The 25,160-nt window shown below is 38.3% G+C and carries 11 protein-coding genes; 7 read left to right on the top strand and 4 right to left on the bottom strand.

The window, feature by feature from the left end:
- The first annotated feature begins 115 nt into the window (after positions 1 to 115).
- The 4 genes from ldtD to PROVRUST_RS19540 all read left to right on the top strand — a co-directional run bounded on the left by ldtD (position 116) and on the right by PROVRUST_RS19540 (position 13,864).
- Positions 116 to 1,843, top strand: coding sequence for a L,D-transpeptidase (gene ldtD, locus PROVRUST_RS04710; protein WP_006813568.1), 1,728 nt, complete (start codon positions 116 to 118; stop codon positions 1,841 to 1,843).
- A 316-nt stretch (positions 1,844 to 2,159) separates the two neighbouring features.
- On the top strand, positions 2,160 to 2,708 hold the full coding sequence (gene mepK / locus PROVRUST_RS04705) for a peptidoglycan L,D-endopeptidase MepK (RefSeq protein WP_006813567.1): 549 nt from the start codon (positions 2,160 to 2,162) through the stop codon (positions 2,706 to 2,708).
- Between the two features lie 39 nt (positions 2,709 to 2,747).
- Positions 2,748 to 3,395 (top strand): MBL fold metallo-hydrolase, encoded by a 648-nt coding sequence (locus PROVRUST_RS04700; protein ID WP_006813566.1) that lies wholly within the window; start codon positions 2,748 to 2,750, stop codon positions 3,393 to 3,395.
- A 221-nt stretch (positions 3,396 to 3,616) separates the two neighbouring features.
- A complete protein-coding gene (locus PROVRUST_RS19540) occupies positions 3,617 to 13,864 on the top strand; it encodes an anthrax toxin-like adenylyl cyclase domain-containing protein (RefSeq protein ID WP_006813565.1) in 10,248 nt (3,415 codons plus the stop codon).
- 59 nt (positions 13,865 to 13,923) lie between these two features.
- Here the strand turns inward: PROVRUST_RS19540 and PROVRUST_RS04690 are convergent, their stop codons facing one another.
- From PROVRUST_RS04690 to pncB, 4 genes are all read right to left on the bottom strand, one after another.
- Entirely contained in the window at positions 13,924 to 15,114 is a 1,191-nt protein-coding gene (locus PROVRUST_RS04690; RefSeq protein WP_039854302.1) for an amino acid aminotransferase, read from the bottom strand.
- 305 nt (positions 15,115 to 15,419) lie between these two features.
- Positions 15,420 to 16,532 carry a porin gene (locus PROVRUST_RS04685; RefSeq protein ID WP_282666980.1) on the bottom strand — a complete coding sequence of 371 codons (1,113 nt, stop codon included), beginning with the start codon at positions 16,530 to 16,532 and terminating at the stop codon, positions 15,420 to 15,422.
- A 561-nt stretch (positions 16,533 to 17,093) separates the two neighbouring features.
- A complete protein-coding gene (gene asnS / locus PROVRUST_RS04680) occupies positions 17,094 to 18,494 on the bottom strand; it encodes an asparagine--tRNA ligase (RefSeq protein WP_006813561.1) in 1,401 nt (466 codons plus the stop codon).
- Between the two features lie 209 nt (positions 18,495 to 18,703).
- Positions 18,704 to 19,918 (bottom strand): nicotinate phosphoribosyltransferase, encoded by a 1,215-nt coding sequence (gene pncB, locus PROVRUST_RS04675; protein ID WP_006813560.1) that lies wholly within the window; start codon positions 19,916 to 19,918, stop codon positions 18,704 to 18,706.
- Between the two features lie 458 nt (positions 19,919 to 20,376).
- Here pncB and pepN point away from each other — a divergent pair, with 458 nt between their 5' ends.
- The 3 genes from pepN (at position 20,377) to PROVRUST_RS04660 (ending at position 25,119) form a co-directional block, all read left to right on the top strand.
- Positions 20,377 to 22,995 carry an aminopeptidase N gene (gene pepN, locus PROVRUST_RS04670; protein ID WP_006813559.1) on the top strand — a complete coding sequence of 873 codons (2,619 nt, stop codon included), beginning with the start codon at positions 20,377 to 20,379 and terminating at the stop codon, positions 22,993 to 22,995.
- Between the two features lie 293 nt (positions 22,996 to 23,288).
- Complete coding sequence (pyrD, locus tag PROVRUST_RS04665; protein WP_006813558.1) at positions 23,289 to 24,299, top strand: quinone-dependent dihydroorotate dehydrogenase; 1,011 nt, start codon at positions 23,289 to 23,291, stop codon at positions 24,297 to 24,299.
- A 274-nt stretch (positions 24,300 to 24,573) separates the two neighbouring features.
- Entirely contained in the window at positions 24,574 to 25,119 is a 546-nt protein-coding gene (locus PROVRUST_RS04660; RefSeq protein ID WP_006813557.1) for a cell division protein ZapC, read from the top strand.
- The last annotated feature ends 41 nt before the right edge of the window (positions 25,120 to 25,160 follow it).

Genomic DNA, 25,160 nt, shown 5'->3' with positions numbered 1-25,160 from the left:
CCCGATAAAGACAAAATTAGTCTATTCCTATAACATTCTCGTCAAAATTAAATATAATCAAATAGTCACTATAATAAAAAATAATGTTATTCCTGTAGTAACTTAAGGTGGATGTATGGCAAAGAGAAGAGTGAAAGCTCTGCAGGTCTCAGTAATATGTGGGCTGATGGCACTACAATTTCCTGCTTTTTCTGAACAAGAAAATGCGCAGCAAAGCAATATTGAAATTCAACAACCTCAAGCAGTTATTGCAGATGAGGTAAAAACGGTAATGCCAAAAGACAGCTTGGCAAAAATCACTGAATCATTACCTGCTGACACCAAGTTGGTATTTTCTGAACAACTGGCCAGGGTGTATGCCGATAATCAGATGAAATTGCTGTGGCAAGATGAAACGGCAATTAGTCAATTCCAACAACAATTAGCAGAACTCGCTCTCGCGGGGTTTCAGCCGCAGTTTAGTGAATGGTTGCTGTTATTAGAAAATAGTCAATTGAGTGAGCTGGGGCGTGATGCAATTTTGTCTGACGCTATGCTGGGTTATTTACAGTATCTGGCGGCTATTGATACTAATGGTCAGTATTGGCTATATACCAGCCGCCCTTATAAGATCATTGCACCGACAACATCTCAAATGAAACCTTGGCTCGATGCAATATCTGAACATCGATTAGCTGAGTGGGTTAAAGCGCAAGCTCCGAAACATACAATGTATCAGCCAATGCGTAAAGAAATGCTGAAGCAGCTTACATTGCCTGAAGACACACTAGAAATCACGAGCACGAAAGCCCTAAAACCGGGGCAGGCAAGTGATGATGTTATCACATTGCGTGAAATCTTAGTGCGTGATGGGCTACTTGATGCTTCCGTTATCGGTGAAGCCATTGATGCATCTGCACCACCAGAAGAAATAGCGAAAGTGACAGCTAATGCTCGTGTTTATAACGACGAGTTAGTGGAAGCAGTAAAAAAATTCCAGCTTCAATATGGTTTAGAAGCTGATGGCGTTATAGGGCGTGGAACGCGGGTTTGGCTGAATATGCAGCCTAAACAAAAAGCGGGACTAATGGCATTAAATATTCAACGATTACGGATTGTTCCTGAAAGTAGTGGAACGGGTATTTTGGTTAATATTCCCGCTTATACGTTAGATTTTTATCTTAATAATGAAATCATTTTAGATTCTAAAGTGATTGTAGGTCGAGCTGATCGTAAAACGCCTATAATGAGCAGTGCACTGAATAATGTGGTGATTAACCCACCTTGGAGTGTCCCAACAAGTTTAGCGCGTAAAGATATCGCGCCAAAAGGTAAGGTCGATCCGAGTTATTTTAGCCGCAAGGGGTATACAGTTTATTCTGGATGGGGGCAGGATGCCTATGAAGTGGATCCTTATTCCATCGATTGGGAGAATATGAGTCCAGCTAACTTCCCATATCGAATTAGACAAGCACCAGGGCCAACGAACTCTTTAGGGCGTTATAAATTTAACATGCCGAGTTCGGATGCTATCTATTTGCATGACACGCCTAACCACAGCTTGTTTAACAAGAATGCTAGAGCAATCAGTTCTGGATGTGTTCGTGTAAATAAAGCGAGCGAATTAGCCACTATTTTGTTAGGGGATGCAGGTTGGGCTCAAACGCGAATTGATGGTGCATTAAAAGACGGTTCAACACGTTATGTGAATATTCCTGACAGAATCCCAGTCTACCTCTATTACCAAACCGCATGGGTAGATAAGGATCAGCAGCCGCAATATCGTGCAGATATTTATCAATACGATGGTAGCATTGATAATGTAGATAAGTATCTTCCAGCAATCAAGACTATTTTACGTTAATGATTTAATTCGTCAGGGAACTTCGGTTCCCTGAACTCATAAAGATTGTATTTCACAAGTATTCCAAATAATTCTTATAAATTATATTTTTCAAATGAATAATTTGTGCTTTTATATATATGTAATCGAATTGTTGTATTATTCTCATTGAGATTGATTTAAGTGATTTCACTCACCTTTTTGCATAAATGTGATGAATTTTCCTTAATTTACGCAATTCTTTACATAATTATACGTTTAAGCCAAATATCATTTGCTAGACTGATCAGGTTGAAATGTATTTTTGTCGAATTGATTAACACCTGAGTTATCACCTATGGATATGATTGACCAAAACCGCAGAAAATGGTTGGGAATTGGTGCTGCTGCTATCGGCTTAAGCCTATTACCAAATCATGTACTTGCTGCAATGAGTACCCCACGACCAAGAATTTTACGTTTCCAGAATATTCATACTGGAGAATTTTTAAAGACTGAATTTTTTGATGGTCGCCGTTATAACAAATCGGAGCTGGCTCGCTTGAATCACCTTTTCCGTGATCATCGTAGCGATAAAGTAAAAACCATCGATCCTAAATTGTTTGACCAAATCTATATATTACAGATGATGATGGGCATCAATAAACCTGTTCAATTGATTTCAGGTTATCGCTCATTAGAAACCAATAATGAACTTCGCCGTAAGAGTTCTGGTGTGGCAAAACAAAGCTACCATACTCGTGGTCAAGCGATGGATTTCCATATCGAAGGTTTACAACTCAGTAATGTACGTAAGGCTGCGCTAAAAATGAGTGCAGGCGGTGTCGGTTATTATCCGAAGAGCAATTTTATTCATATTGATACAGGACCAGTCAGAACATGGTAATCTGTGTATAGGTGACACAGATTACGGAGTAATTGTTCGATGAAATACACTATTATCCCAGTAACGCCATTTATGCAAAACTGCCATATTATTTGGGATGACAATTCAATGGAAGCGGTTATCGTTGATCCCGGCGGTGAAACTGAAAAGCTCATTAACGCGATTGAATCCCTCGGATTAACGTTAACTAAAATTCTACTTACCCATGGTCATTCTGACCATATTGGTGCCTCAGCACCTCTCGCGAAGCATTTCGGTGTGCCTATTTATGGTCCACAAAAAGAAGATGCTTTCTGGATTGAAAATCTTGCTCAGCAAAATGCGATGTTTAATATTGGAGACTGCCCAGACTTCACGCCCGACCATTGGTTGGAAGAAGGGGATAGTGTTTCTTGTGGCAACATTAAATTTGATGTTCTCCATTGCCCTGGCCATACGCCTGGTCACATTGTCTTTGTGAACCATGGGGATAAATTGATCTCTATGGGGGATGTGCTCTTCAAAGGTGGGGTTGGTCGTAGTGATTTTCCGCGTGGAAACCATCAGGATTTAATTTCCTCCATCAAAAATAAACTATTGCCACTCGGCGACGAATATCAATTCATTCCGGGTCATGGTCCCATGTCTACATTAGGGCATGAACGCATTAGTAATCCTTTCTTGCAGGATGAATTGCCAGTTTGGTGATTATCCCATCGATGTTGACATTTTATTTCAATTAAAACCCCAACTAGGGTTTTTTTTATAGTTATCAAAAAAACTAATCAGAATTGACGCTAAAGTCCGTCTTAATTTTATACTATTTATCTGACAAAATTTGATACGTTTGATATTTTAAATATGATTTAAATTTTAATTGTAATCAAATCATGTAATGAATCATTATTTTCATTTTAATAAGGATATTTATGAAAAAGAATCATCTCGCCGTAAAATTTATTCAGAAAGAATTTATTGATTATTCTAATGATTATAGAAATAAATGGATAAAATTTTTTTTTAAAAAAAACAATGTGAAAATTTTAAATAAAATGACAACAGTAAATGGTATAAATTATTCAAATTCAGGCGGTTATTGTTATGGATTTTCTTATGCTTTTTTAGCCTACAGTACGATAGATCAAAATGAAAAATATTTTCATAAAATGAATGATTTTCTGTCAATAATTAATAGTGATTCTGAAAATGAAAGTCACATTAGTAAAGTAAAAAATAAAGCCTTAAAAATACATGCTTCTTTATTACTTAATGAATCAATGAGAGATGTAATATTTACTCAAGGTATTGAAATTAATTCAGGAATTGAAGGAGACTTATTAAGTAAAGGTTTTGATTATCCCATTGAAGGGGATTCATTAATAAATTATATGAGTAAATCAATAGATAAGAATAAAGTAGCATATAAAATTTATTATCGAAAAAATCAGATCGCTAAGAAATATGTCGATTATATGTACGAGTTACAAAGAATAAAAATTAATGATTTTTATAGTGCACTTAGTAAAGACTCTGTTTTTTTTGAGAGTGGAAAAGGTGCTGAATTATTATCAGATCCTTGGTTTATTTCATTCTATAAAAAATTTAATAATAGAGATAACTTACAAAATAATGACTTTACTCTCGATGATGCAAATTTTTTCAGAGAAATGATATCTAAAAGTATTCAATGGGATAATTATCATCAGCAAGAAAAATTTAATTCAAATAATGGAGTTAAAATTAATGATTATTATCATAGCTATCTTGATAGAACAAGTGCTAGAACAGAAATAACAGTAAATAAATTTATTGATAAGATAAATAACCACATCAAAACAAGTCGTGAACAGTTATTGTTTGAATTTTCAAGTCCTAATCACGCAATGGCAATATCTGTAAAATATAACACGGATACTAAGTCATGGGATTATCTATTTTTCGATCCTAATATAGGTATAATAAAAAATCATAAAAAAAACGATTTTAGTGAATTTCTTCATAAATATGTTAGCCAGCAATCGAAATTCTATCTTTTTAAAAAGAAAGATAATGATTTCTTGATTAATTTTACCCAATTTGATCTCTTAGAGTCTACAAAGAAACCATTAAAAGATATTAATGTTAATGATCTTCATATGACAGAAACGTTACTGTTTACTGAAGAAGGAAAAAATATTTATTTGGATGAAAATAGGGAGAATAAATTAAAATATAAAGAATTATTTTTCGATAGTGAATTTGTTAAGGTTAAACTGAGTTTAAAAAATAACTCTAAATATATTTATACTGATATACTTGATATAACAGAATTAACTTCAACCATCAATGCAAATTTAGATTCACTATCAACGTTATCAGGTGATATTGTGATTTCACAAAGTGGTAGTAAAGTTTATTCTGTTGGTAAAAACTTTGATGTTAGCACATTAAATAATGTTTCACGAAAGGAAAATAATATAGATTTAGTTAGCAAGGATTATGATAGTGTTAATTTACATTTAAAGCCACTAACAGACACGAAACCTTCGATTATTTCTGGGATTCCCGTATCTCATCAACATTCCATCAATCAGGTTGCCAATGACGAAAATATTATTATTGGTATTCGTCCTGTTGACCTGAAGTCTAGAAATTTAATAGAGTCAGGATATTACAGTAGCAAAGGTTTAGCTATCAAAGGAAAAAGTTCTGATTGGGGGCCTCATGCAGGCTTTATTCCTATTTCTCAAAAGTTTGCTAAGAAATCAGCTAGGGAAGATGTTGATAAGTACAACCAATATATCCAAAAATCTCTTAACGAAGGAAGTGCTATTTCCGTTGTGCTTGAAATTTCTTCAGAACGAGTAAATGAGCTTTTACAGCATAAAGCTATTTTGCCTTCAAGAGGTATGAATGAGCTTGGTTATAGTGAAGTAATATCATTACTTGATGGGAAAGAGATTGTTTTTTATCTAAAAAAATCGTCTCATGGTGAGGGTGATTTTTGGCAACTTTATCATCAGGAAGAGGGAGAAATAAAGCCATTCTATGTTATTGGTGATCCTAAAACAGGAAAATCGATGACGGCTGATTATGATCTTTTTAGTATTATTTTTCCGATTTCGGAATTAGAACACTATGCCAAAGTGACGGAAATGCCAAGCTGGGCAGAATGGAAGAGTGGTATTAATTATGATGAATTAACGGTATATCAGAAAGCGTTATATGAAAATGAAGCGGAATATAATAAACAAGAGGGGCGAGATAATGGCATTACAAATAGCAAAATTAAAGAAATAAAAAATAAGCTAAATCGAAGGCTTGGTCGGACAGATGGTATGGAATTAATTCATCATGGTGCAGACGATGCGAACCCTGCGAGTGTGATGCACGACAATTTTCCTATTACTTTTTTCCTTCCTGAAAAATTGAAAGGTAGAAATGCATTGACAGGGGCATCTGAATCTATTTCCACTTATTTTCAGATGAACGCGCAAGGCGCTATTATTATCAATAATGCAGAGCAACTATCTAATTTTCAACAGTTGTTAATTAATCAAGGCTATCGGGCTCCCTTAAATAAAATATGGAATGAAGGTGATAATGGACAGTATTTTGATCCTAAAAGAAAAATATCAGAAAGCTTTATTGAGGGGCGTATTGAAATAGCAAGAAAGAAAAGTCTTGCTAATGAGTTGAATGATGGTTTTGGATATGAAGGAATTAGGAAAAGTAACCGAGCTTATGATAACGAAATGGAAAATATTCTCGGTAAACCAATATCTCAATTAGACGAGGGATTTGATGATGTCTATTTGGATGAAATAAAACAACATAATGTGTTTTTATTGTCAGGGGAATCATCCATAGCAACCGACTCTATTGATACCTGGTTAGACCCAATGTTGAAATATCGTCTTGCTAAGGAGCTGGATGCTGAAATATCAAGAACTATAAAGCCTACAGAATATGGTTACAATGTGATCATTCAACTTGAAGGGGATAATGCATCAACAAATGCGGCGGCAAATGCATTTTCGAAGCACCCAGATGACTCGATGGTCATTCAGTTCAATTTGAAAACGAAACAATATAAAATTTTGCACGGAGATATTTCCAGATTAGATTCAGGGAAAGTAAGGTGGATAACGGTTGGTCATGGGAGTTATCTAGGGAGTAATCAGCCTACATTATATGCTGATGTGAATGCTAGACAATTTTCTGATTCGATTCGTTATTTACAAAAGAAAGTCTTAAATAATAATCAACCATCAAAATTGGTATTAATGGGATGTAATTTAGGGCGTGGTGGAATTAATGAAAATTTTGCTCTGAGAGCAACCGCAGCATTATCTGAGCATAACTTGAATATGCCGATTACAGCTTATAATCGCCTACTTAAAAATATTTATTTAGGAAATAAATTTGTTAAGGCTGATGGAAGTAGCAATGATTCTGTAGGTACTAAAGGTTATAAATTTATCTATCAATTTAATGTTGATACCCAGCAAGTTAGAATTAATAAAAGTTCATCGACATTATATTTCATCAATGAACTACGCCGTGGTGAAATTACATTATCACAGTTAAATAATAGCCTTGAGCTTGACCCGCTAGGAGCATTTAGAGATTTAGGTACACGACAGCTCGATTTTGATTTGATCAAGAAAGTGGCTTATAACCCGAAGGCGTATGAGTTATTCGTCAGTGAATTAAAACGATATCAAGGTATTTTGCCTAATAGTTTTCATCGAGATTTTTCTACGAGACTCAATGAACTTGGTATGAAATCTATTCCAATATGGAAAATGGTGAACAGCACTAATATCCAGCAGATTGCAGCAGCTAATGTCATGCCAGAGGATAATTCGGTATCTGTTGTTATTCGAGTGGTTGGTAGTCCTAAAGGGAGGCAAGTTGCAGAACAGATAGCCGCAAAGAATGCAAAAAATACCATTATTTTCCAGATGGATATCGATAATAAAAAGTGGACTATTGAATATGGTGAGTCAGAGATACCTTCGTTAATTGAAAGCCAAAAGCCCGTAAAATGGACGGTTATTGGGGATTCTGAGGTTATTAGAAAGCCAACACAAAATTTATTAGCAGGGTTGGTTGCGGTAAAACAAAAATACCCAGTGATATCACCTGAGAGTATTTTCTTCCATTCTATTGGCCCTCAGATGCTCACAACAAGTGCTGAACACCATCAGTTTGCAGCAGATTTATCTGCTCATTTAAAGCAGCATGGCGTGAATGCTTCGGTCATAACCCAGTTTACCCGTGAAACCGTTGTACCCACTAATAATAGGCCCTTTATCAATTCAGATAGCTCAGTGCTTAGCCAAACTAATCATCAAAAGGTGCAATCTTTACTCGAGCGCATTGCGTTAAAAGAAATTGATGTGAATAGAATTCAGCTCACTGAGCATCCTTATATGGAGACATATTTTATGGATGATACTGGGGAGATAGATGTTAATAAAATAAAAATTGTAGTTAATGATCCATTGCTCAATATGGAAATAAATCGTTATCTTTCCTATGAACTAACAGAAAATAAAGCACATTTTGATGCGTTGTTTGAATTACCACGAGCAGCTTCACTACAAGGACAAGCTGCGGATCTCAGAATAATTTTGCAAGGCTTACATCATGACCCAACGATGATAAATCATTTAAGTGAGCGCTCTATTGCGCAATTAAAAGTGTTATATCCTTCAATATATGGGGTTAATCGTAGCGAAATTATCGCATTAGTGACAAATGCTAATGCGTATACACGGCTTAATGATGAACTATTAATGCTTAGCAGCCTTCATATAGACAACATTGAGGAAAGCGGTTTAAAAAACTTAACTTTAGCACAGGTATTGCAGATATATCGTGATGGTCAACGGCAAAAACATCAACAATTTAGACAGCTGCTCAATCAGCAAAATAATCAACCTGATGGTAGACAAATCAGCCTATTTCATCATGGCTGGATAAGGAATAGTGGTTATTCCTCGACATTTGATCAAAATATAGGATTGATTCTAAGTATAGAACACCAGTTATTTGGTGTTGATCAAGCTCGTGATTTAGTTGAACTACGTGCTGAGTTCTTACAAAAACAGCAGCAAGGAACACTTTCTACCACGGAAGCTGAAGCATTACATCAAATTCAGCATTACATCTCTGAAGTGGAAAATCGCTATTCAAAGAAAGGAATTTTATCGGCGGATCAATCTATTTTAGATACGCTATCGACAAGTAATACCTATTATCATAATGATAACGATAGCCTATTGTTTATCAAAGGGAAAAATACCACTTTCACGATTAGTCAAATTACAAAAAATGGACTTAAACAATACAGTTTATTTGATCCTAATGGCCTGCAGGTTAGTGTGTCACTTAGTGACCATTACATGGCTAAAAAAAGTTTCTTTCAGTTAATACGAGATTATTTCAATGAAGAGATCATGCTAGACGACGGTAAGAAAATAATTCGTGGGCAGCATGCGGGGTTGAATAAAGATGAAAAAGGCCATTTTAGAGCCGACCTAGAATATGTCGATATTCGTGATAGAAAACTATTCGGTGATTTAGCGTCTCAACGAAATATTATTGCTCAGCAAATAGAAACCACGTCACCAGCCAACTGCTGGGTGACATTCTATGGTGAAAAAATTGCATTAGCAAGATTACAAAATTTAGGGGTAACCGTTGATGGAGAAGCGATTACTTTAGCACATACGAAACAAATAGGCTGGGATGCAAATGCTCGTATTAATGGCAATAAATTATCACTTGAATTGGCGATGCTTGAGGGCAGTCAGTCAGACCATGCGTTATTAAAAATAATTTATCGTGCCAAGCATGATAATAATCCGATTATTGATAATGAGATAGATTTTACGACGAGCGCTGTTTACAAAAAACAAATTAAAATAATTGAAGCAGCTCCGGATATTAATGATACACAACGGTTACCTGCATTAGTAGTTGACTTAAATACAACAGGGAAAAAATTATCGTTATTTCAGCGTATTGGATCTCGTGCAGGTCAAACGATGGGGGGGGCTGGAATGACTCAAGCATTAATCAGTATTTCCAGCCTCTTGAATAAACTCAACAACCCTGATTTAACGGCAGAAGAGTATGCTGAATTAGAAAAACAGCTTTATATCTCCTGTGGCTCCGCATTTTTCAATTACGGCGATATGATTTTGCAGCCCATTTTGTTGAAAATAGCTAGCAATAATAGTGCCTCTTCATTAACCAAAAGTCGAATTGCTTCAGGGGTCGTTGTTGTATTTAACCTAGTTGGTATGGGTATTGATGCCTATCAAGTATATGATAATTTATCTAAGCTAGATAGTGTGACCGATCCAAAGCAGCGCCAAGATTTGATTGTGAATGCCTCTTTCTCTATTGCGAGTTTTGTTATCAATGGGGTGACTGTTGTTGGTGTTTTGGTCTCTTCATCTACTATTCCTGTTGTCGGTTTGGTTGTAGGTGGTCTTTTAATTGTGGGTGGCTGGATTTATAACGGACGGCGTGCAGTTGAAAATATTAAGGCAGATATTGATATTAGTTGGGACCGTGAGCTAGAAGAAGGTATCCGCGGAGCATTAGGTTTAGATCCGACTCAACGAACTCAACAAGAAATCATTATTAAGCGATACATTGATTCATTCAAGCATTCTGATTGGGATATTGACCTTCATCATTTTGAACAATCATTACGTCATGTAGGTTTTGACCATCATCTCAGTGTTATTGACAAGCCTACTTATCAGGAAATCGATCGTTATTATTTAGTGGATAATCAAGGTGATTATTTTGGTGGAACACTTGGTTATGTAAAAACTGGACTATACACTGGAGAGATGCGCCTTACCAAACGAGGGGCTCCATCATATACATTACAAGATGCTAACTTATTATTGAATTCCTATATATTAACTTATGATGGAAAAGCGGGGCGTAAAGGTCAAGGTAGTCATGGATATGTCTCGCCATATAAAAAAGAATTGAAAGAAACTTTTGAGCTAAAACGTGTTGGTAGCGAATCATCGGATGAACGATATTCGTTTAATCCCGGCTATTCAAACCCATTGTTGGCACAATTTAAAAATAGGCATCAGATTCAAGATACAGATTTAAAGTTGCCTATTGAAGAGCAATTAGGACGCTCCAATCCTGAGCAATTGAGTTTTTTTTCTAAAAAAACTAAATTTGGACCTTTAGGGCAAACAATTTTTTCGGGTAGTTATCAGCGTGATAGCAAGCATTTAGTTGATGATAAAAGAAAAATTAGTTGGTATTTGAATGATAGGGATAGCCGCGGGAGCAGTTTTAATAGCGCCACTGGAAATGATCTGATTATTGGTTTCCAGAATCGTAAAAATGCATTCCTAATTTTGTCAGGAGAAAAGTATTTTGCGGGTGGTGAGCATGATGATTATTTTTATTTGCGGGATAACAGTCTTGCATCTTTACGTTATCGAGGAAATGAACCCACAAAGTTTTTGGATGGTCAGCAAGGCAATGATACGTTAATTATTGATAACTTACCTGATGAATATCGTGCCAAAGTTAATTTAAATGAGAACCAGATAAGTTATCAACGAGAGGATCATCAGGAGACTATTTATGTTGCACACTTAAATAGTATTGAGCATATAGTCGTTCGTGGAAACACTAATGATGAAGTACAAGGCGATGAAAATCATAATATTTTAGATGGTGGGTTAGGGATAGATACTCTATATGGTCACGACGGTGACGATAAGCTTATTTTGACCCAAGGCTATGCTAATGGAGGAAATGGTAGCGACAGTTATCAGATTAGACGTTTTGTCTGGGCTCAGAATGTTGATGACTTATATTATACAAGATATAAGTTTAATCGTCAGACAAAAGCTATTGATAGGAAAAACGCGGTTAAATCTAAGTATTTAAAAAATGAGAAGCATTATAACGCAATGATCACGATTGATGAAACGACAGATTCATCCAGCATTGTGAGCCTAAATTACTCGTTAAAAGAAATACATGATGTGTATGTTGAGGGAAACCACTTATATATAAAAATCCAGTTACCGGCAGAAAAAATCGATGGATACGTTTTCACTAATATTCATAGCCAAGTTACGCTGGAATTAAAAAATATTTACCGCTCAACGTCAAAAGGTCGAGAAGCTCGGCATCACTATCACTTACGTACACATGATGGGTTTATTTTAACGAGCGAATTGAGCCATTTAGCGATAGAAACTCCGTCTGTTTATCGTGATAAGTTATTCAATATTCATTATTTGCAAGTTAATGATCAGCTCCATAGTTCAGATAACAAAACTCTTTTGATTGATGAGGCCAAAGGAGAATTAATCATTGATGGAAAACAAATCTATGTTTCTCCGTCATGGGGAACGTTATTGCCCATGGGGGCAGCAACGAATTTAACCTATAGAGGTAATGAAAAAAATAACATTGTTTCTCATGTTAAGTCGGGTAGCCAAATAAAGGTGAGTTTAGGACAAGATGCCTATCAAATTAGTGAATTAGATTATGAGCATGGAGATATTATTTTTGATTTCTCAGAAGTTCATCACCAATACACCGATCAAGATAAAGTCATTTTATTGTTGCCGGTGGTGAATGGTTATCAATTAAAAATGAAAGGTTCTCGGCTGATATTAAAAGATCGATTTTTACAGACACAGTTAGCTATTCGATTTAATCAGGTTAATGAAAAAACACGTAATGCAGTTCTGATCCAAGATAAACATGGCCATTTATTTACCATAAACTGGAATGATGAGCAGGGAACCATTACGCCATTAATAACAGTCAATGAAGCTACCGGCGATAATGACAAGATTATTATTCCTCATGGCTATATTTCTAAGCAAAGAGTGATAGATGGTCTAGCCGGTAATGATGCCATTATTGACAATAGCGCAATGAGCCATGTCCTGCTGGGTGGCGATGGCGATGATACCCTTAGAGCAGAAAAAGGTCATAATGTGCTTTATGGGGGAGTGGGGGATGATTTCTTGACTGGAGGGGAGGGCCGGGATTTATTGCTATCGGACCAGGGAACTGATGTCTTGATGGGTGGCGCTGGCGATGATGACTATCTCATTGATGGAAATAAAGAAGGCGTGACTTACATCGATGATACCCAGGGGAATAATCAAATATTTTTGCTTAATTTTGATGCGCATTTTCTAATTAAAACCGATGATGATGGGCATACTTACCATATTTATTTGTCGAATAGTGGACATTTTGTACAGATTAAGCAACCTAAAGTGGAGAATGAAAGCTCGGTAGTCGTTCATTTACTCGATGGGCCCCCGGCAGCCCATAAAGAGTTATTTAAAAATGGGTTAGAGTCACTGACGCAGCACTTCGCTAATAAACTCACTACAGCACAGCGATTAGGCCTAGCGGATGATTGGAAGCCCGCTAATGAGTTATATATTGTGCAGAAAGATATACTAAAACCTATAAATGTAACACCACGAGCAAATATTTTAAACCTCACGACTAATACCCCTAGAGGACAATGGTTTATCGAAGCGCAAGATGGATCTGACAGGATCAGTGACCAAAGTAAACAGGGGCGTATTATCAAAGGAGGACGGGGAAATGATTTACTATTTGTGTCTGGGGGGGAAAATGTTATATGGGGTGGTCAGGGAAATGATATTGTACAAGGAGGGAAAGGACAAGATGTCCTTATTTCCACTCATGGCAGTGATAGATTAATGGGAGGAATAGGGAATGACCTTTACATTATCGATGGAAACTCCGAGGGGAATGTAGCTATTGAGGATTACTATGGTGTGAACCAAGTGATATTAATTAACTTCAAACAAGATGCGGAGTATGAAAAAGTATCTGAAGGTTTATCTAAAATGACCTTTAAATCTGAAAAAGGGCGAACTGTATCGATTATGTTTAAAGACAGTCCAATGAATGTCACCAGCCTTTTAGATGTGAAACATATCAATAATCATGCTGCTTTTTCCACCTCTGAGGCAAATAATACATTTAACCTATTAGTCCAACTGTTAGTTGAACAACGTATTGAACATGAAAATAGCTATGACCCTTCCTCTGCGTCTGAGTATAAACAAAATTGTTGGGGAGCAATTCCTCATGCTCAGCGTTTTTTAAATAACGTGAATAGCCTATAGATATAAAAAACACCCCTTATGGGGTGTTTTTAGTTATACGTATAAAATAATTTATGTGTTTATAGCACTTTTACGATGGCATCACACAATGGAACCATGTTTTCCAGCGTCAAGCCCGCTACGTTAATGCGTCCGGAGCTAACCGCATAGATACCAAATTCGCTACGTAGACGCTCTACCTGCTCTTTAGTCAGTCCACTGAAGGAGAACATACCATTTTGGTTAATAATGAACGCAAAGTCCTGTTTAGCGCCTTTTTCTTCCAATGTTTTAACGAGTAGCTGGCGCATACGTTTAATACGTTCACGCATTGCAGTCAGTTCTTGAATCCACTCAGCTTTCAACGCTTCATCAGACAGAATTGTTGTGACAACCGCAGCACCGTGTGCTGGTGGGTTAGAGTAGTTCGCACGAATAACGGCTTTAGCTTGGCTAAATGCACGCTCTGCATTATCACTGTCTTTAGCAATGATGGTACAAGCGCCGACGCGCTCATTGTATAAACCGAAGTTTTTAGAGAATGAGCTAGCCACAATCATTTCTGGGTTATTTTTGGTGAAGATACGTAAGCCTTCAGCATCTTCATCTAAACCTTTGGCAAAACCTTGGTAGGCAAAATCGAAAACCGGCAGTAAGCCTTTTTCCGCACACAGTTGGGACAGCTTAGTCCACTGTTCAGGTGTTGGGTCGATACCGGTTGGGTTATGGCAGCAGCCATGCAGGACGATCACATCCCCTGCAACCGCAGATGACAAGCTGTTGAGCATGCCATCAAAATCCATGTCATGGTTTGCAGCATCGTAATAGTTGTAGGTCAGAACTTCTAGACCAGCAGCTTCAAAAATATTTTTATGGTTAGGCCATGTTGGGTTGCTGATCCAAACACGCTTAGCGTTAGTTTGTTTTGCAATAAAGTCGGCTGCAATACGCAGGGCACCGGTACCACCGGGTGCTTGTGCGGTACGCGCGCGTTTAGACGTCACGATTTCATGATTAGCGCCGAACAGCAGTTCTTGAGTAACACGACCAAACTCCGGCATTCCGCTAATCGCCAGGTAGTTTTTGGTATTTTCGTTTTCTAGCAGGAATTTTTCGGCTTTTTTGACCGTATCGAGAACTGGGGTTTTACCCGATTCGTCTTTGTAGACACCGATACCGAGGTTAATTTTGTTATCGCGAGGATCAGCACGGAAAGTATCAGCAAGACCGAGGATAGGGTCAGCTGGGGCAGAAATGATTTTCTCAAACATATTGTCGATTCCAAAACTCTGTGGTTTAGCTGAAAAGAGGTGCAACGGATAATGTCGAGTCATCAGATTAACGTGGGAAAGCGTTTTTGCCAATCGTTTTGCTAAACATTGGTGTGATCTTGTGAGCTAGGCACTAATTACCTTAAATTTAACCATAAATTGAAGGTAAGCCAGTAACTTAGACCAATAAATTCAGAAAGTAAGGTGATTTATAACAATAATTTATAGCAATAAAAAAAGCAGCGCCGAAGCGCTGCCTTTCAAAAACATTGTTTACTGCTTTCAGATTATCCGTTAACGGATAATTAGAATTGGTAAACCAGACCCAGACCAACTACGTTGTCTGTCATCAGACCAGCTTCGTTAGTGAAGTCGTTGTCTTTCAGCAGGTTGATTTTGTAATCAACAACTGCAGACATGTTTTTGTTGAAGTAGTAGTAAGAACCGACAGAGATATATTTAACTAAATCTTGGTTCTCATACTTGTCACCAGCTTTGCTAGTGAAACCTAAAGATTTACCTTTAGATTGGTTATAACCAATAGATGGTTTTAAACCGAAATCGAACAGGTATTGAGCTACTAACTCAACGTTTTCAGTTTTGTTAGCAATTCTGTTTAAATCACCATAGTGATTTGTATTCAGAGTTTGACCATACATAGCTGCTAAGTAAACGTTGTTAGCATCAAATTTCGCACCAACGTTCCATGCTTCAGCGCGTTCACCGCGTGCAGTAGAACCAATAGCTTTCTGAGCTTCAGTACGAGCAGAGTTAGAATAACCACCACCCAGAGTTACGCCCCAGCCTAAGTCATAAGCGGTAGAGAAACCGTAACCGTCGCCGTTGTCTTTATCTGCTTTGTCAACGCCTGATTTGTTAGAATCAGTGTTTTTGCCTTGGTATTGCAGGGCAAAGCTCAGGCCATCAACATAACCGAACATATTGTTGTTACGGTAAGTTAACAGGTTACGGTTACGCTGAGTCATGAACGTGTCTGACTGAGCCATAGTGTCCGCACCCCATAATGGGAATACGTCGGTCCATGCGTTCGTGTCGTAAACAACACCGTAGTTACGGCCGTAATCAACTGAACCGAAGTCTTTGAATTTCAGACCAGCGTAAGCTAAACGGTTTTTGTTGTCGTTGTTGCCTTCAGTTTTGTTAGTCTTAGTTTCCCACTCGAAACGACCAAAACCAGTCAGTTGGTCAGTGATTTGAGTGTCACCTTTAACACCTAAACGAACGCGTGAATCGTCGCCGTCTTCGCCGCTTTCTGAGTTAGCGAAGTAGTGACGTACGTCAACTTTACCGTAAACGTCTAATTTGTTGCCATCTTTGTTATATACTTCTGCTGCGTTTGCTGCGCCTGCAGCTAACAGAGCTGGAATAACCATTGCAAGAATATTGCGCTTCATCATTATTATTACCCTCATTGGTGTTATTCGGACACCTGCCACTGCCAAAAATAATCCATAAATTTCTTTTGAACTATTTGTGAGAGATTAGTGTCGTCTTTAGTCGGCGTCCAGTGTTCCATTGGTAGACAAATTTATCTACCCCCAAAATGCTACAAAAACGAAGATTCTGAAACAAATGGTAACAAGGTGTTTCAAAATGTAAAAAATAGAGCAAAAAATAACCACTCATCGTACCAGTTTAATTTTTTTTACAAAAATGAGGGAACTTTTTTGAAAGACAAATTGAACTTTTTTCGAACTAAATGATTATCCGATGAGTAAAAAGTGCGCAGCTAAATAAGCGTGGTAAAGCTAGAAAAGCAGATTATTCTTAGATGGAATCTAGATTGTCGTTAAAAGCATAAGATATAAAGCTATAAACGAAAAAATGTGATTTAGATCTCAAATAAAGTGTGGTGATAAATTATTTATTCAAAAATTATACCGCTTATAAATAATATCGGGCCAGTAACATCGACCCGATACGGATTGCCATATTATAAAGGCGATAAACTCAGCCGATTAGAATGAGGCATTTCTTGGGGTTCGTGGGAATGCAATCACTTCACGCACGTTGCCGACGCCAGTGACATAAGCAACTAAACGCTCAAACCCAAGACCGAAGCCTGAATGAGGCACGGTGCCGTAACGACGCAGATCACGGTACCACCAATAGTCTTCTTTATTCATGCCCATTTCTTCTAAACGTGCATCCAGCATATCCAAGCGTTCTTCACGCTGTGAACCACCGATGATTTCACCAATACCTGGCGCTAATACATCCATGGCGGCAACGGTTTTACCGTCTTCGTTAAGGCGCATATAGAAAGCTTTAATATCTTTCGGATAGTTTTTAACTACTACCGGCGCTTTAAAGTGCTGCTCTGCAAGGTAGCGCTCATGCTCCGAAGATAAATCCACGCCCCAGTAAACTGGGTTTTCGAATTTTTGGCCACAGGTTTCTAAGATTTTAACCGCGTCGGTATAGTCGACTTGAGCGAAATCAGAATTTACGAAACGTTCCAGACGGTCAATGACATCTTTATCGACACGTTCAGCAAAGAATTCTAAATCATCACGGCGCTCAGTTAATGCCGCTTTAAAGGCATATTTCAGCATTTTTTCTGCCAAACCTGCGATATCATCTAAGTTGGCGAAAGCCACTTCAGGTTCTAACATCCAGAATTCGGCTAAGTGACGGCTGGTGTTGGAGTTTTCCGCGCGGAAAGTTGGACCGAAAGTATACACTTTGCTTAATGCGGTAGCGTAAGCTTCACCGTTCAATTGACCAGAAACAGTCAAGAACGCTTCGCGACCAAAGAAATCTTGGCTGAAATCCACTTCGCCTTTATCTGTACGCGGTAAATTGTTGTAATCCAGCGTGGATACACGGAACATTTCACCCGCACCTTCAGTATCAGAAGCGGTGATCAGAGGGGTAGATACCCAGAAGAAGCCTTGTTCGTCAAAGAAACGATGCAGAGCTTGCGCTAAGGTATGACGTACACGGGCAACAGCACCGATTAAGTTAGTGCGTGGGCGCAAGTGAGCAGCTTCACGTAGGAACTCAACGCTGTGGCGCTTTGGTGCCATTGGGTAAGTATCAGGATCTTCAACCCAGCCAACCACTTTAATCGCTGTTGCTTGCAGTTCAAAAGATTGACCTTGACCTTGAGATTCGGCAACAACACCCGTGACCTCAACAGAGCAGCCAGTGGTCAAATGCAGGACTTCGTCATTATAATTAGGTAAATTATTATTGATGATAGCCTGTAATGGGTTAAAGCATGAACCGTCATAAACGGCGAGGAAAGAAAAACCAGCTTTTGAATCTCTCCTTGTACGTACCCAGCCTTGAACGGTGACTTCAGTGCCCACCGCCACACGGCCTTGCAGTACATCGACTACAGGCGCAACGATCATAAAAATTACTCTCTTTTAAATAATGTTAACAAGATGAGATGACGGGGTTTACTGCTTTAGTATCGTCAATAGTGACGTGCCATTATAGGAATAAAACCAGTAAACCCGACATCGGTTCCGAAATCCCATATTTCAGGGGTAATCTGCTATGTTACTTGCCATTCGACAGGAAACAAGTAAAAAATCGTTATCGGGCTATTAATTTGGTTTTAGCAGGCTTTTTCCATTTTAGGAAGGTCAAAAGCTTTGCGTAGCTGATTAACAAATTCATCATCTTCACAGATGGTTTTACCGGGGCTATCCGATAATTTAGCAACGGGCTTACCATTACACTCCACCAGCTTAATCACGATATTAAGCGGGACCACATTGGGAATATTGCAGGTCAGTCTGGTGCCAATACCAAATACCAGATTAATTTGCTGATGGAAATAGCGATATAATTCTAATGCTTTTTGTAGATCCAAATTGTCAGAAAACACTAATGTTTTCGTGTGTGGGTCAATGCCGAGTTTTTGGTAGTGAGCAATCGCTTTTTCTCCCCACTCGATAGGATCCCCAGAATCATGGCGCAGTCCTTGATAGCGTTTTGCAAATTCGCCATCAAAATCCCGTAAGAATGCATCCATCGTAATACAGTCGGTTAGTGCGATGCCAAGATGATTTGGATATTCATCTAACCAACTTTGTAGCGCTTCACGTTGGCTATTGGCAAGTTCTGGGCTGATTTGCTGATGCGCTTGGAACCACTCATGGGCTTGCGTGCCTACAGGGGATAAGTCAAGTTCTCTCGCCAGCTTGTAGTTGCTGGTACCAACTAAGTACGGAAACTCTTGCTTAAGCATGGCAACAATGGCGGATTGCACTTCATAAGAGAAACGGCGACGCGTACCAAAATCCATTAGCTTAAAGCCTGAAAGATCGAGGTGATGCCCTGAAGCTTCCTGATAAAACAGTGCTAGTAATTTACGCAACTGATTCACAGCATCTTGGCTGGAAATTGTAGGGTGTCTATCTCTTTGGGCGATTTCACTGACCAATGCAAGAAGAGGAACTTCCCACATAATCACTTCACGCCATGGACCATGAATGCGGATAGCAAGTTGCCCATCATTAGCAACACTGATTACCACCTGATCGGGATTAAAACGGAATGTTTTTAGCCATGCGAGATAATCATCGGTGAAAAATGGCAAAGTACGTAAATAGCCAAATTCGTCATCCGAGAGAGAAAGCTGAGCCATTAATTGAACTTGCTGTCTAATCTCGTTGGCATAACCACCTAAAATATCACTGCTACGACAGCGAAATTCAGCAACAACAGGGACTTGGTTGTATTGGTGAAAAACAGCTTGTTGCATGTGAAGCTTATAAGCATCAGTATCAAGCAGTGATGTAATAATCGGTGTTACGTCTAAATTCATGCGCGCAGAGTTCCTCGCGGAGCTTACTAATTGCTAAATCGTTAAAGTTGAAAAAGTATACCCGCTTTACCAAAAGATTGAAGTGTTATTCTATCTCTATGTTGTATGAGGATTATTCAACTTTAACCCACCCAATTAATTTTTGAGTTCAACGCTATAAATGGGATTATTGGTTTAAGGGCCGTCCCATTGATAATGGAATAACATGTTAAGAACAATAATCACTTAATGATACTAACATGTAAATTAATATTTGATAGGGCAATAGCACCAACAAGCAAACTCGCTTGCCACAAAGTTGGATACTCACGGTATAAATTTGGAAGGACATAATAGAAAAACATCGATTTTTGTGATGCAAATGTTTCTCAAACCCATTCACATTGCCACGTCTTATAGTATTGTATATAGCAATAAGAGACTATGACACGGATATAACGAACCAAAAAAGGTTATCTATGACTCAGTTAAGACAAGCAAAATATCGTCAGGATTATCAAGCGCCTGATTATACCATTACAGAAATTTCTCTTGATTTTGACCTTGATCCCGCCAAAACCATCGTTACAGCAGTGAGTGAGGTAAAACGCCTTAATCCTCAGTCATCAACCCTTGAGTTAGCGGGTGAAGATTTAAGCTTACTTAGCCTTGAAGTAGATGGGCAACCGTGGACACAATATAAAGAAGCGCAGGGTAAGCTAATTATTGAATCATTACCGGAAGCATTTACGCTCCGCATTGTGAATGAAATCAGCCCTGAGAAAAATAGTGCCTTAGAAGGGTTATATGTTTCTGGTGATGCGTTATGTACGCAATGTGAAGCTGAAGGTTTCCGTCACATTACTTACTATTTAGACCGTCCAGATGTTTTAGCTCGTTACACTACCACTATTACGGCAGATAAAGCTCGCTATCCTTATTTATTATCCAATGGTAACCGTATTGCTGAAGGTGAGTTAGACAATGGGCGTCATTGGGTTAAATGGGAAGATCCATTCCCAAAACCAAGTTACTTATTTGCGCTAGTTGCGGGTGATTTTGATGTTCTACGTGATGTCTTCGTGACGCGTACAGGACGTGAAGTTGCCTTAGAGCTGTTTGTTGATAAAGGCAATCTAGACCGTGCTCCGTGGGCAATGAAATCCCTACAAAATGCAATGAAATGGGATGAAGAGCGTTTTGGATTAGAGTATGACCTTGATATCTATATGATTGTAGCAGTTGATTTTTTCAACATGGGCGCAATGGAAAATAAAGGTCTCAATGTATTTAACTCTAAATATGTCTTAGCGAAGAGCGAAACGGCTACGGATAAAGATTATCTGAATATTGAATCAGTAATTGGCCATGAATATTTCCATAACTGGACGGGTAACCGTATTACTTGTCGTGATTGGTTCCAATTGAGTCTAAAAGAAGGGCTGACCGTATTCCGCGATCAAGAATTTAGTTCAGATTTAGGCTCTCGATCCGTTAACCGTATTAATAATGTTAAAGTGATGCGTGCGGCGCAATTTGCGGAAGATGCTAGCCCAATGGCACACCCAATTCGCCCAGAAAAAGTTATCGAAATGAATAACTTCTATACACTCACTGTGTATGAGAAAGGTTCTGAAGTCATTCGTATGATCCATACCCTACTTGGCGAAGAGATGTTCCAAGCAGGTATTCAGCTATATGTTCATCGTCATGATGGTAGTGCAGCAACCTGTGATGATTTTGTACAAGCGATGGAAGATGCATCGAATGTAGATCTTTCTCTATTCCGTCGTTGGTACAGCCAGTCGGGTACGCCAGTATTAACAGTGCGCGATGAATATTCACCAGAAAAACAACAATATACATTGCATGTCAGCCAAATGACGCCACCAACAGCGGATCAAGCGGATAAACAGCCATTACACATCCCATTAGATGTTGAGTTTTATGGCGAAGACGGTTCAGTGATCCCATTAATGCGTGAAGGTAGTCCCGTAAACTCCGTATTGAACGTGACTCAAGCATCGCAAAGCTTTGTTTTTGATCATGTAACCTCGCATCCGGTGCCTTCTTTATTACGTGAGTTTTCTGCGCCAGTGAAGTTGGATTATCCTTATACCGATGAGCAATTAGCATTCTTAATGCAGCATGCTAGCAATGAATTTTCTCGTTGGGATGCGGCGCAACAATTAATCAATAACTACGCTAAAATCAATGTAGAAAGATTGCATAAAGGTGAAGCATTAATTCTGCCAGAGCATGTTGTCGATGCATTCCGAGCAATCTTGCTCGATGAACAAATCGATCCTGCATTAGCGGCATTGATCTTAACGTTACCATCGGAAAATGAGATTGCAGAGCTATTTACTGTGATTGATCCGGTAGCGATCCACTCCGTTATTGATTTTATACATAGCACGTTAGCGAATGAAATGTTCGATGAACTGTTAGCAGTCTATCGTTCTATTAATATTGCGGAGTATCGTGTTGAGCATAAAGACATCGCTTTACGTTCATTGCGTAATACGTGTTTGCAATATTTAGCGGCAGCAGAAGATCATGCATTTGCGAATAAGCTGGTTGAAGAACAGTATCGTGGTGCGGATAACATGACTGATTCATTAGCGGCATTAACTGCAGCGAATGAAGCTGGCTTGCCATGCCTCGCAACGCTGATGGCAGATTTTGATGATCGTTGGCACCATGATGGTTTAGTCATGGATAAATGGTTTACGTTGCAAGGAACGAACCCATCCAAAGATACGGTTAACACAGTACGGAAACTGTTAAATCACCGTTCGTTTAGTATGACTAACCCGAACCGAGTTCGTGCATTAGTGGGGGCATTTACGTCAGGAAATCCTGTTAATTTCCATGCAGAAGATAGCAGCGGCTATCAGTTCCTGTATGAAATTTTAGTAGATCTGAATACACGTAACCCACAAGTTGCCTCTCGACTGATTGAGCCACTAATCCGTTTAAAGCGCTATGATGCGAAGCGCCAAGGCTTAATGCGTGATGTGCTTGAAAAATTAAAAGGCCTAGAAAATTTATCGGGTGATTTGTTTGAAAAAATTAGTAAGGCATTAGAAAGCTAATTAAGTTTCTGAGCAGTTACAGCCCTTAGGTAGTGATACTTAGGGGCTTTTTATTGATAAGGGATCCCCCAGATTGGATCGAAATCAATCAAATAGCACTTTTAGTGATATTTTCATGGATTATTACCCTATATATCGGTTACCCTAGCAGGCGTTTTATCAAACCACTCTCATTTCATGCTCATAAACTTAGTTTAGTGAGTGTTTTTTCGCGCGCCAAGCATTTAAGTAGTCCGGTCCGCACTGAGAGATTTGTCTTCAATCGCACTTAGACAGAAAATAGGTTAATAGATATGCTATATCATCTTGCCCGAAAGGCACTCTTTCAGTTTGATCCTGAAAAAGCCCATGAGTTAACGTTCCGCCAGCTTCAGCGTTTAAATAATTCCCCTCTCCAATTTCTTCTCCGTCAATCTGTTGCTACCAAACCCGTTCAATGCATGGGACTTTCCTTTAAAAATCCATTAGGTTTAGCCGCAGGTTTAGATAAAGACGGCGAATGCATTGATGCATTTGGTGCGATGGGGTTTGGTTTTATAGAAATAGGCACGGTCACCCCACGCCCGCAAGTGGGTAATGATAAGCCACGGCTTTTCAGAGTGGTGGAAGCTGAAGGGATTATTAACCGAATGGGGTTCAACAATAAAGGTGTTGATAACCTCGTTGAGAATGTCAAAAAATCAACTTACGGTGGGATTCTCGGGATTAATATCGGTAAAAATAAAGACACGCCAGTTGAGCAGGGTAAAGATGATTATTTGATTTGTATGGATAAGATTTATACCCATGCAGGTTATATTGCGATTAATATTTCATCACCGAATACTCCGGGTTTACGTACATTACAATATGGCGAAGCACTGGATGACTTACTCAGTGGTATTAAAGCTAAGCAACTTGAGTTGCAATCATTGCATCAAAAATATGTTCCAGTTGCAGTGAAAATAGCCCCTGATTTAACAGAAGAAGAAATTATTCAAGTGGCAGATAGCTTGGTAAGACATAATATCGATGGCGTTATTGCCACGAATACCACGCTAGATCGCTCATTAGTTCAAGGTTTAAATCACTGTAATGAAGCTGGGGGATTAAGTGGTCGTCCGGTACAATTAAAAAGTACCCAAGTGATTAAACTTATTTCTCGCGAATTAAATGGCAAGCTTCCTATTATTGGTGTGGGCGGAATTGATTCATTAACCGCAGCAAGAGAAAAAATGGAAGCGGGTGCTTCATTAATCCAAATTTATTCTGGTTTTATTTATCATGGACCAAAATTAATAAAGAATATTGTTAATCATATCTAAAAAATGATGATTTATTATACAAGGGGGTTTATTTATTCCCCCTTTTATCCTATATTAATATTAAACCTAGTTTTATATCCATGAAGTGACAGGTTACGCATATATTTTTTATTTAGTAATTTATTTACCTGCGTAGTTTGCCTATGTTAATCAGTCTGTCGTATGTCTTAATCTTTTAGGCGCTAGGATATAATTAAGTTTATGTTTAGGTAAGATCCTAATTAAGGATCAACTTAAAATTTTATTTGCCTATAAAATCGCTAAAGGATCGTTTATGAATATTAAACCTGATGATCATTGGCGTTGGTATTTTGATCGTGACCATGACAGAGTGATGTTAGATCTCGCCAACGGCATGATATTCCGGTCGTGTTTTCCAGCTAAAATGCTAACGTCTTTTGCACGTAATGAAATGCCTTTTAGTATTGAAGATGCTGGGGAATTTTATCTATTTGATGAGCAGGCAAAGAGGCTAAATATTAGTCATGAAGAACGCGCTGAATTAGTCTTAAATAGTCTTGTTGCTTATCGTTTTTTAAAACCTCAGATGCCGAAAAGTTGGTATTTTAAATCGTTTCATTATATTGATGCGCCAACTCAAGGTCAGTTAATTCAAGTTTGCTTAGAAAATACGAATACCTATTCAACATTTATTATTGCTGAAGCAGGTGCTTCTGCAAGTTTATGTTTATTAGCTGAGTCATCACTTGAATTACCCGATCGAACTTTACGGTTTTGCGATCCAATTAAGATCATGAATGATCGAATGGCGCATTATCAATCTAAGAGTAAGCGTCAGCTTTATGTAAATGCTATTTAATAGATCATGAATGATCATGGTCAGAAATAGATTATTTGAAA

Origin of the sequence: Providencia rustigianii DSM 4541, from assembly GCF_000156395.1 — a bacterium.
GTDB classification, from domain to species: domain Bacteria; phylum Pseudomonadota; class Gammaproteobacteria; order Enterobacterales; family Enterobacteriaceae; genus Providencia; species Providencia rustigianii.
The sequence above is the reverse complement of the archived record's forward strand: the minus strand, read 5'-3'. Positions and strand labels throughout refer to the sequence as shown.